General features: G+C 59.2%; 11 protein-coding genes and 3 pseudogenes. 12 read left to right on the plus strand and 2 right to left on the minus strand.

Annotation, left to right across the window (positions count from 1 at the left end; translation table 11 throughout):
- On the plus strand, positions 1–208 hold a 208-nt coding region (locus ACFMO7_RS19275), incomplete at its 5' end, for a hypothetical protein (RefSeq protein WP_376797116.1).
- Positions 209–657: 449 nt separating this feature from the next.
- On the opposite strand, the gene ACFMO7_RS19280 is transcribed toward ACFMO7_RS19275, so the two are convergent.
- Both ACFMO7_RS19280 and ACFMO7_RS19285 read right to left on the minus strand, forming a co-directional pair.
- Positions 658–822, minus strand: coding sequence for a hypothetical protein (locus tag ACFMO7_RS19280; RefSeq protein ID WP_376797117.1), 165 nt, complete (start codon positions 820–822; stop codon positions 658–660).
- 213 nt (positions 823–1,035) lie between these two features.
- Positions 1,036–1,299 (minus strand): helix-turn-helix domain-containing protein, encoded by a 264-nt coding sequence (locus tag ACFMO7_RS19285; RefSeq protein ID WP_376797118.1) that lies wholly within the window; start codon positions 1,297–1,299, stop codon positions 1,036–1,038.
- Between the two features lie 155 nt (positions 1,300–1,454).
- Between ACFMO7_RS19285 and ACFMO7_RS19290 the strand changes: the two genes are divergently transcribed.
- From ACFMO7_RS19290 to ACFMO7_RS19340, 11 genes and pseudogenes are all read left to right on the plus strand, one after another.
- Complete coding sequence (locus ACFMO7_RS19290) at positions 1,455–1,742, plus strand: hypothetical protein (RefSeq protein WP_376797119.1); 288 nt, start codon at positions 1,455–1,457, stop codon at positions 1,740–1,742.
- Positions 1,743–1,905: 163 nt separating this feature from the next.
- On the plus strand, positions 1,906–3,012 hold the full coding sequence (gene cas1 / locus ACFMO7_RS19295; protein WP_376797120.1) for a CRISPR-associated endonuclease Cas1: 1,107 nt from the start codon (positions 1,906–1,908) through the stop codon (positions 3,010–3,012).
- Between the two features lie 136 nt (positions 3,013–3,148).
- Positions 3,149–3,454 carry a hypothetical protein gene (locus ACFMO7_RS19300; RefSeq protein WP_376797121.1) on the plus strand — a complete coding sequence of 102 codons (306 nt, stop codon included), beginning with the start codon at positions 3,149–3,151 and terminating at the stop codon, positions 3,452–3,454.
- A gap of 881 nt (positions 3,455–4,335) precedes the next feature.
- Positions 4,336–4,503, plus strand: a pseudogene (locus tag ACFMO7_RS19305) (MerR family transcriptional regulator); the annotation flags it as partial.
- Between the two features lie 255 nt (positions 4,504–4,758).
- On the plus strand, positions 4,759–5,229 hold the full coding sequence (locus ACFMO7_RS19310; RefSeq protein ID WP_376797122.1) for a hypothetical protein: 471 nt from the start codon (positions 4,759–4,761) through the stop codon (positions 5,227–5,229).
- Positions 5,230–5,449: 220 nt separating this feature from the next.
- Complete coding sequence (locus ACFMO7_RS19315; protein ID WP_297157137.1) at positions 5,450–5,785, plus strand: hypothetical protein; 336 nt, start codon at positions 5,450–5,452, stop codon at positions 5,783–5,785.
- Positions 5,786–5,808: 23 nt separating this feature from the next.
- Entirely contained in the window at positions 5,809–6,498 is a 690-nt protein-coding gene (locus tag ACFMO7_RS19320; protein ID WP_297157134.1) for a hypothetical protein, read from the plus strand.
- 168 nt (positions 6,499–6,666) lie between these two features.
- Positions 6,667–7,125 (plus strand): hypothetical protein, encoded by a 459-nt coding sequence (locus ACFMO7_RS19325; RefSeq protein WP_297157131.1) that lies wholly within the window; start codon positions 6,667–6,669, stop codon positions 7,123–7,125.
- 753 nt (positions 7,126–7,878) lie between these two features.
- Positions 7,879–8,220: pseudogene (locus ACFMO7_RS19330) on the plus strand (DNA polymerase); the annotation flags it as partial.
- 630 nt (positions 8,221–8,850) lie between these two features.
- Complete coding sequence (locus ACFMO7_RS19335) at positions 8,851–9,462, plus strand: hypothetical protein (protein WP_376797123.1); 612 nt, start codon at positions 8,851–8,853, stop codon at positions 9,460–9,462.
- Between the two features lie 612 nt (positions 9,463–10,074).
- A pseudogene (locus ACFMO7_RS19340) lies at positions 10,075–10,330 on the plus strand (hypothetical protein); the annotation flags it as partial.

Consider the following 10,330-nt stretch of genomic DNA (forward strand, 5'->3'; position numbering starts at 1 on the left):
GGTCCGGCTCGTAGCCCGAGGGTTGTGCGCCTGCCGGACCGGGTACGGGCGCCGGGTACGGGCGCCGCCGTGGCTCGTGGGCTATGGGGCTATGGCTGATGACTCGTGGGGGCGCCGCCGTCTCTGGTCGTGGGAGCGTCGTAGCCCGGCTCGTGGCCCGGGGGTTGTGGGCGCCGCCGTGGCTCGTGGGCTATGGGGCTATGGCTGATGACTCGTGGGAGCGTCGTAGCCCGGCTCGTGGCCCGGGTACGAGAGCCGGGCGCCGGGCGTCGCCGTGGGTGCATTGTAGCCCGGCTCGTGGCCCGAGGGTTGTGGGCGCCGCCGTCTCTGGTCGTGGGAGCGTCGCCGTGGGTGCGTCGTGGGCGTTGTGGCCCGGCGTGTGGCCCGAGGGTTGTGCGCCTGCCGGCCCGGGTACGGGCGCCGGGCGTCGCCGTGGGTGCATTGTAGCCCGGCTCGTGGCCCGAGGGTTGTGGGCGCCGCCGTCTCTGGTCGTGGGAGCGTCGCCGGCTCGTGGCCCGCGGCTCGTGGCCCGCGGCTCGTGCGCCTGCCGGCCCGGGTACGGGCGCCTGCCGGCCCGGGTACGAGAGCCGGGCCGAGGCATGGGGGTCGTGGGGCCGGTGGGTACTCCCTCGTACCCGGAAGGAAGGGCGTCGCTGATCATCCCGTGAGCTGTGGCGGAAAGGCCGCGGGCCGCCGTCGCTGGGTCTGGGGCAGTAGCCCCCGGACCGGCGCCGTGCTCTGTGGATACTCGTGCTGAGGCGCCGCCGTGGGGCGCGGGTCGTGGCGTGTGGGCGCCGTGTGGGGCGGGGCGTTCGTATGCATAGCGGCTCGTACCGGGTACTGTGGCGGGACACCCCTGACAGTGGGGCGTTTCGCATGAGCGTGCCTCTGGCCGAGGCAGCTCGTGGTCGCCGTGTCCTAGTGCAATGGTATTGGGCCGTGCCGGCTCCCACGAGCCGCTGTGGCGGGCCGTGACCGTGGGCGGGTCGTGGGTCGTGGGTGAGATCCTGAGAGCGTGCCGAGGGCAGGGACGGACTAAAATTCGTCAGGGTCTGGCAGTTTCTCGATAAGATCATCTATTGGCACTCTTAGCGCTTCAGCCACCTGAGCCAAAATGGCGTAACTGGGCTTATAGGTATCGGGTTCCTTGAGCATCCGGCGAATGAGGTTCTGAGGAACGCCCGAGCGACGAGATAACCATGACTGGGTTTTCTGCCGCTGTTCGAGAACTTCTTTGACTCTGAGTCTGTACATGCGTTTCTGATTGTCCTGACCAGGTGTAAGGTTCCACTGTACCATACAATAACTCCCTTCTGTCAGTCCACTGGCTAACCAGTCTAACAACTTTGCCTGACTACCTGTTCCCCCTTGATATTCACCCCTATGAGATCCTATAATGGATATGTCTGATTATACACTACACTTAGACAGAAAGGAGCTATTCAGGGGAGACGATGAAACGGGTACGATTGCAACGTGAGACTGTCGGCTTAGACCGGTACAAGCTAGAGATCCTGACCGATACGGGGAGGCGGATTGTGCTGCCACCGACACGCCAGATGCAACAGCTCGCATTAGATGGCAGTGCGGTCAGGGGAATATTCCATCTCACTGGAACATTTCGGGTAGTCTGCCATCACTATCGCTGGCATGCCGTTGCAGGATGGCACTGCATTGAGGAATGGATGTATGTCGATGAGCCGGGGCCAGCTCAGAACAACTGGTATCAAGGGCAGTTCTAGGCCGGCCCGGCCCAGTTCTAAGGGGGTACACGTTTTTATGATAGCACAACAGAGATCGGTTGTCCAACCGCCGCGGACAGGCAAACGTACCCCAGAGCAGCAGGCGTATGCTGACCGCTGCTCATACTGGTCAGAGCTGGCTGGTGAGGAGGAAGGTGGGAAGATGTACCGCCGGCGTACCGTGATCATCGGGGGCTATGGCACTGTCTTGCGCGTGCGTCATGACGCACTGGAGATGTTTCCTGGCATAGCCTCAGCCCGAGATCTCGTCAACCGAGTACCTGTGCGGCTTGATCGGGGCGTGCACGGGATAGAACAGGTCATCATCTTCCAGGAGAGTAGGGGAAGTGTCAGCCTGGACGCTCTCTCTTGGCTGCAAGAGCAAGGCATTGCGGTCAGCATCATCGACTATCGCGGACGGCTCGTCTCGCAGCTCACCGCCGGGGGGACTGGCCGAGTAGAGTTACACGACGGGCAGTGGTACCTCACCCATGATGAGACGGCTCGTCTTCCGATTATTCGATCCCTGGTCAACGCAAAACTGTTACGACAGGCAGACACCCTGGATGACCTCAGTAGCCTGTTTTCCTCGCCAGTGCAGGGGCGGGTCAGGGAGTATGCGACACAGCTTCGGGCATATTGTCGCTGGTTCGATGTTCCAGATTCGGGACCTGTGAGCAGTCCGTCACGGCTCATGCTGGTAGAGGGCCGGGCGGCGCGAGGATACTGGGAGTTCCTGGCGCATCTACCGGTACGATTTACTCCCCCGTCGTATGCGCGGACCCTCCCAGCCCACTGGCTGGTGGTGGGACCGCGTCATTCACCCGTGCGAGCCATGCGTACGGCCCAATCGGCGACATCGCCTGTACAAGCGCTTCTGAACTACGGCTACGCCCTTCTTGAAAGCCGTATTCGGTTGAGCATTCAGGCGAGTGGTCTGAACCCGGCGATACCCGTGTTTCACGCCCTTCGGGACGGGCGAGACTCGCTGGTATTCGATCTCATGGAACCCTTCCGCCCTCGGCTTGACCAGGTACTCATCTCATGGGTCATGCAGCACCAGCCCTATCGCAAGGGGGACTTTCTGCAGGACCGGGAGGGGAGCATACGCATCAATCCCGTCCTGCTCAGGGTGGTGGCCCGGGAACTCGTACGGGTTATGGAGACGTGGCATGCTGAGATCGATGAATGGTGTACTCGCCTGACGGACTTGGCACTGACTATGCGGAGGCTAGTTCATCATGCTGAACGACGGGTCACCGCCCGATGACGGGCGGGCATATCGTGCCTGTCGCCGGGTACTGTCCTCTGCTCTCTTTCTCGTTCTGGAAGGGCTGTCCTACAGACAGGTCCTGATAGAAGTCCGGGTCATGGCTGAGGAACTCCTAGGAGAAGCGCGAGGGCGAATGCTCTGGCAATCGGGGATGTTAGGGCGGGCCGTGCGTCGGCTATGGCGTTGCTATCACGACCTACCGCGCCGGGTCAAGCGCGGGATGGTGACGGCACAGCTCCTGATGACGCGCGTGCTCTCGGCAGAGCACTGCGACCTGTGTGGGGGGCGAGTCATAGAGGTAGAGCGGCTCTGGCTCATCACCGAGTCCGATGGTCGCTGGCATCGCTTGCCTGTACAGACACGACTCCCCTGTCATTGTCCCTGGGTCCGGGCGATATCACACGCGGACCCTATCGGGCAACTCGTATCTGATAGCTGATTGCTGTTGGGAAGGAACAACCCATGAACCTGCAAGGGAAACGGATACGGTACGTCGTTCCTGACACAAAACGACGTGTATGGGAAGGGATCGTAGAGCTAGATGACCCGAGAACCCAAGTAGTCCGGGTCTTATTGACCACAAAGGGCTACGAAGGTTACACGGAATGGGTTCCCTATCACTACATTCTCCGGGTACTTGACCCCCCAGCTCATACGACCAGACTGGAGAAGAAGGACCCTGACAGAGGTGGATGAGTACATGTCGCATTATGGAGATTGACCGACCGCCCCATGAATGACCCGTCCGTCCGGCCCGGGGAGAGTTGCACAGGCGGACGGGTCACTCTTTTCACCCATTAGAGTGATGAGCTGGGAGTACCTCGATGCATCGATCGTTTGCTATTGCAGGAGCTGTCTTCCTCTGGACAGGACTGGTACGCTCTCCCCAGGCGAAAGCGGGGGTGCGTACGCATACCTACAAGAGAATACTCGTGATGACAGTACAGCGAGCTGATAACGAGGGTTACATCTATCGAGTACCGGGCGAGTCACCGACATGGCAAGTCAATGAGGCGATGCGACAGTTTGTGACCCTCATCTGCCGCCTGCAATTACAGTACGGAATGAGGGTGTGGGTGATCTGGTCAGCGATGCATGACCATCTTACGTCAGGACGGGTTACATCGTTGAAAAAGATCCGAGTATACCAGGCATGGAACCCATGAATAGCTCTGTAAGCAATCCTTAACGAGCGTTTCGCCGTAGGACTGGAAAACAGTACACGGTCAATAAGGAGAGTCGAACGGGGCGACTGACCTCGCCCGGTGGTAATTGAACACCCTCTTCATTGTTCTTGATGAAAGGAGTCATAAACGAATAATGGTAAATCGTCATGATATTGTCCAGGCGACTGGAGTGACTGAGCGACAGCTCACTCTATGGGTCACAGACGGTCTCCTTTTCCCTCCGTCAAAAGGGCGTAACAGTCAATGGCCCCCAGATACGGTCAATCGAGTCACGCTCATCCAGGAGGCCCTGACCGTTCAGCGTTCGATAACGTATGCCGCGCAAGAACTCCTCTTGAACGGCTATGTTCTGCCGGGAAGATGCTGCCGACAGCTACTCTGTACGCTTGTCCCTGCGTCCCCGTCGAGTCAGGGAGCGAGTGAGAGCGAACACGTACCCATCGTGGGGGGACTGAACCGGACACAACGCAGACGCATAGAGCGGTACTGGAAGCACCGAGAGCGAGTCATCGGGGCGGATCACGTGAGGGACCTTCGAAAGGTATTCGGACCTGCATTGCGTGCTCTCTTTGCCGGGTCACGGTGGTCTGAGAGAAAACGGCAGTGGGCTGACAAGGAAGGTCCGTTTGATGATCTTGTGGAGTGGGTGGGTCTCCACTTCGGCCTCGTTCATACTGCCCTGGACCGCCTGTCTGATGAAAACCTGGAACGTATACAGATAGCGGTCCAGGGGCACCTGAACCAGGAACAGGAACACTGGCGCCGGTGGTTCTATCAGAAGAGCGACATTACTCCCCGTCAGTTCACCAAGAAGATCCTGCAGGTGATAAACCATACCTGCCCGCGCGTTCATGGCGAGCTGGATGGACTTCGTTGGATGCTCCTGGTCTGGGGAGTGGTAATGACGAGGGATGACGCCGCACATGGGATGGAGCTGGCTACGTACGTTGTCAAAGCCGATGAACAGAACAGGATAGGGAAGGCAATGAAGGGACTGTTCGCTGTCCCTCTAGATGAGAGCACGTGACTGCTCTCTCCCGCTGGTTTTTCGTCTGCTCACATCCCGTTGCCTCTGAAGAGGAAACGGGATGTTTTTTGTGTGTGTGTGGAGACGAGCGGAAGACGGACGGTGAGGACCGTTCAGAAAATGTTACACCGAGATTGTGCGTGAAGTGTCGCACTAAGTTGACTCCCTTTCTATGATGGGTGCGAAGGTCAGAACTGACCTGGACCGGACTCCTGCTCTCATGCATTCAGAAAGGACGGTTCGCACAGCTATGATCAAACAGAAACGGATACGTCGCGCCACGCCCTCAACGCCAGGCGTGGTACTCATCCCCCTTCCTGACGAGACGTATTCGGTGATCGACCCGCTGGTCGACGCAGTCGTGTTCGTCTGGAATGCTCAACAGGGAAGCGGGGAGGCACTGCGCTTTTGGCAGACGGACCTGCCGCATGTCCGAGCAGACTACATCACCGGGGCACTGAACCGCTATGACTTACGGTACCGCCCACTCATTGCCACGCTGCTACTGGACGTGGCACGTACTCTGTTGATTGCCACGGCACCCTATCAACGGTAACAGTTGAAAAAGGAGAAATCATCATGACAAAAACAAAAGGAGAAATCTCCCAGTACGGACAGCAGTCTGTTTCTCCTGACCATGACATTCTGCAAGCCTTTGAAGCGGATTTGACCCGTGCCCAGTCCACGGGGCTGCGCCTGTTAAGCCTCAGTGTGGGGGAAAGCGCCCGGCTCTATTGTGCCGGGTCGTTCGCTCATCTGACAGCGATGGTTTACAAGCACGAGGTCTACGACCCTGACAGTCAATCATTCCAGGTGTCTGCTCTCTGTGCCCAGCGCATGGACAATCAGCCCTGCCGGTGGTGTGACGAGTACGATATTCACCTCATGAACGGGGGCCAAGGACGGTACGCGAAAGAAGCAAAACGGTACGAGCCGAAACGGTTTTTTCTTTATCCCGTCTTTGCGATTGCTGAGAGTCAGTCCGGGCGAGAGGGAACCTGGCGAGTGATTGCGGGTCAGGCGCGCCACCCGGTCCTCTCCTTTCTCTACTCAGCAGAGCGAGAGTCTGGGATTGAAGGACAGTGGTATCGAGTGACTCGGACCGCCCAAAAAGGGGAAGGTCGCTATATCATCGTTCCGGCTCGGTCCGAGCCAGCGCCCTCTACAATGGGCGAGATCCCACAGAAAGATGAGATCATAGCTCTGGCCCGCCTGCTGTGGCCCCCCGTCTCATCGCTGATGACAGATGACGAGGGGGCGGACAGCTAGCGCGTTGTCGTGATATTCGGGTGGGGTGGGAGATGGTACGGCTCAGGTCAGAAAGCAGAATGGCAGGGGCGTGCTGTATCTGTTCATCTCACGGGGCTAACAGACAGGTACAGCACGCTGCCTGATTCAGGCATGGACGTACAGAGAAGTTCCGTCAAGAGGTAGTCTATGGCTAAACAAATTCAGGGATTAGCAAACTTTATTTGGGTCTATCCCGGGAGACCCAATCCGTATGGGATCACCGTCGAAACCCGGAAGGCTTACAACCCTCTGACCGGCGAGCTGCTCAGCGTGCGCGAGGCTCAGACCCGCGCACACGGGGGACTCCGCTATGAGCAACGAGTCCCGAAGGAACAGCGGAAACTGTACCGTGAGCGAGACCCTCGTACCCAGGCAATTATACGGGACTACCGTCGTGCTGTCAAGCGAACGACCGGACGTGACATGAGCTATGACGAAATCGTGCGGTCACGTGAATTCAGACAGCTCTTGTCGGACCTGCGTCGCCCAGCGAACTCACCTCGTGGGAAGAAAGCCCGTGCGCTTGTCGATCTGGGCCGGCGAGAAAGCTGGTGGGACTGGAACGTCGGGGATACGCCAGAGGATCTGATGCAGGGGGTGGCATAAATGGGGCGCCACTATCAACGGAAATGGCTGGCCGATGGGACGCCTAATCCGAAGTGGAAGCCTGACCGACGGCGACGCCCAGGTGACCGGCACAAGCCACGAACAGGAGACAGGCACAAAACGCCACGCAAAACCGTACACCGGCAGAAGTCTGCTCCTTCATTCATCGCTCTCGACGGGGAAGGGGTGACCTTGCCCGACGGTTCCCACCGGTATGTATTGCTGTGCGCGTCGACCGGGGAAACGCTCTGGAATGAGGAAGGACTCTCAACAGCAGAGATCTTCACGTGGCTGGCTTCGCTGGCACGGCGCTACCCGCGTGCAATCTTCTGCGGGTTTGCGACCTCATACGATGTCAACTGCTGGCTGGCTTCGCTCTCCCGAGCTGATGTGGAACAGCTCTGGCACTCGCGCGATAACGGACCTGGGGGGCGCGCACTCACCCTCTGGATCGATAACCGGCTCTACGAACTCTCCTATCGCCCACGCAAACAGTTCACCCTTCGGCAGTACGTGGAGGATGTCCGCCATGCCCGATTTCGTGTTGTCGATCGACACGATCGGCATACAGGAAGACGGCAGGTACGGTTCGTTCCCAACTATGCAGCTCGTCTGACCGTCTGGGATTGTTTCGGGTTCTTCCAGACGAGCTTTGTCCAGGCGATTCGGGACTGGCTGGCAGACTCCCTGGACCAGAACGGACGGTTACACCTGCCTGATGGCATGATCATTGACATGGGGCATATGGCCGCTATGAAGACCGCCCGACACTCGTTCCGAACAGATGAACGAGAGCAGATCATCCGCTACTGTCTGGATGAATGCCGGGTACTCGTCGCTCTGATGAACCGTCTACGCTCGCTCCTCACGAGTGTCGGTATTCATTTGCAACGATGGGACGGTGCCGGTGCCATCGCTGCCGCGCTTCTCAGACAACATCGCGTCAAAGAGGCGCTTGACCGTCGCACGGGTCTCCCTGTGGCCCTCCGCCAGGCAGTTCGATCGGCCTATGCTGGAGGTCGGATCGAATTGTTGCAGTGCGGTACACGTCTCGGGCCGGTCTACAATTATGACCTGCGATCTGCCTATCCATCGATCATGCCGGAATTACCCCGCCTAGCCGATGGCGTGTGGCGGTACCATCGCGGTCCACTCTCGCCCTCCTCTCTCGCGCAGCTCAGTGCGTTTTCCATATACCATGTGCGATGGGATCTCGCCGGACCGTCCCAGGGATCTCACGCCACTCGACGCCCAGCGGCACGCGCGTATCCCTTCTTTTGGCGTGCCCCTGACGGATCAATTTACTTTCCGCCACGGGGGGAAGGCTGGCACTGGTCGCCAGAAGTTCTCTCAGCATTTCGCGCACTCGATACCGGAACGCTTACCGGGTGCATAGAGATCCTGGAAGCTTGGGAATTTCGTCCAGGCTCTGCTATTCGCCCTTTTGAATGGGTCAGGGATCTCTTTGACCTGCGACAGCAATGGAAAAGGGAGGGGCGTCCAGAGGAGCGAGTCCTGAAACTCGGGTTGAATAGTCTCTATGGGAAACTGGCCCAGGCGAAAGGTGGGACGGCGGATGAACCACCGACCTGGCACTCCCTGGAATGGGCAGGCTACATCACGTCTCGGGTGCGTGCGAAGATCTTCGATGCCATGATGCTGCGACCGGAAGCCCTGATCATGACATGCACGGACGGGCTGTACTCCACGGAACCCCTCCCAGGTATGGATATCGGTCCTCAACTGGGACAATGGGAAGACAACGGTCAGTTCACCGGGATCATCGCCGTGCAGGCGGGGGTGTATTGGACGCTTGTCCGACCGCTCTCCCCCAACGAAGTGGAACGGTTGGATGAAGAGCGGGCACATCTCGCCCACCGGTTCGATGAGTTCTATCTCTGTCTGCACGGGCAGTGGTACCAGGTCGCTCCCCACTACCGCGGCTTTGACCCGGGGACGCTCTTTCCTCACGCCGTTCTTGATGGCTGGCATCAGCAGCGCCTGACCGTCACAGCCACCACCACCCGCTTTGTGACTATGGGGACTGCGTTGCGGTCTGAGTGGAAGGACTGGCGACGGTGGGTTACTACGCAGCGTGAGCTGTCCCTGTTTCCCACGGGAAAGCGCGTGCTGACCGACCCAACAATCTTGCGTGAGAGCAGGCGACTCTCACACTCGTTACATCCAACCGATCCCACTCCCGTCGATATGGGAGAACCGTATCCCGTCTCTGCGGCTTACCAGCCCCGGTTTTCTGGGGAAACTGAGCAGCTTGCCCATCAGTGGGAAGACGAATTGATGATTGATCTAGACCTCTGGGAACAATCTTGTGAGTGACAGCAGGAGTGACCCAATGCGAGAGAAAGCACTCTTCTCTGTACTACAAGACTCTCTCACTGCCGTATTTCATCGGAAACGTCAAACCATTCGGGTGACCCAGACCGGTCCCAATCGCTTCACGCTCGCTATTGAACAAGCCATCTGGCGAAACGTAGATCCAGTGTCTCTTACCCATCTCCTACGGTTCTGGCAGACCCCACTCGATCATGGCTGGCTCCCGGCAGACGCTCCACAAGAGGATGAGTGACGTGTGTATTTATGCCCTGGTCTGGACCGACGGATCGACGCCCGTCGCCGTCTATGTTGGTCAGAGCAGGCGTCTCTTAGATCGCTTACACAGTCACGTCAGATCTGGGAAACGGGGATGGGACTACTGTCTCTGTCTGGAATGGCTCCCAGGGGATACCCCCCGATGGCAGGCTGAACAGCACGAACTGGCGTGGATTATCCGGTTTCTCCAGGCTGGTATTCCTGTGCGGAATAGAAAACACGCCCCTCCTGCTCTCATCGATTACCTCGTCACTTACAAAAAGTAAGTTCTGAGACAGACCGATGGCACGAGTTACGACGTCGTGGCTCGTGCCACGTACGGAACGGAGAGGCGGCCCGGTGACCCACGCCCCGGGGCCACGAGCCGGGCCACGAGCCACGGCGGCGCCCGTACCCACCAGGCGCACAACCCTCGGGCCACGACCCGGCGACGCCCCACGGCGACGCCCGGCGCCCGTACCCGGCCCGGCAGGCGCACGAGCCTCGGGCCACGAGCCGGGCTACAATGCACCCACGACCCGAGACGGCGGCGCCCGGCTCTCGTACCCGGGCCACGAGCCGGGCTACAATGCACCCACGGCGACGCTCCCACGAC

The sequence above is a fragment of the Thermogemmatispora sp. genome, assembly GCF_042408735.1.
Classification (GTDB): Bacteria; Chloroflexota; Ktedonobacteria; order Ktedonobacterales; family Ktedonobacteraceae; genus Thermogemmatispora.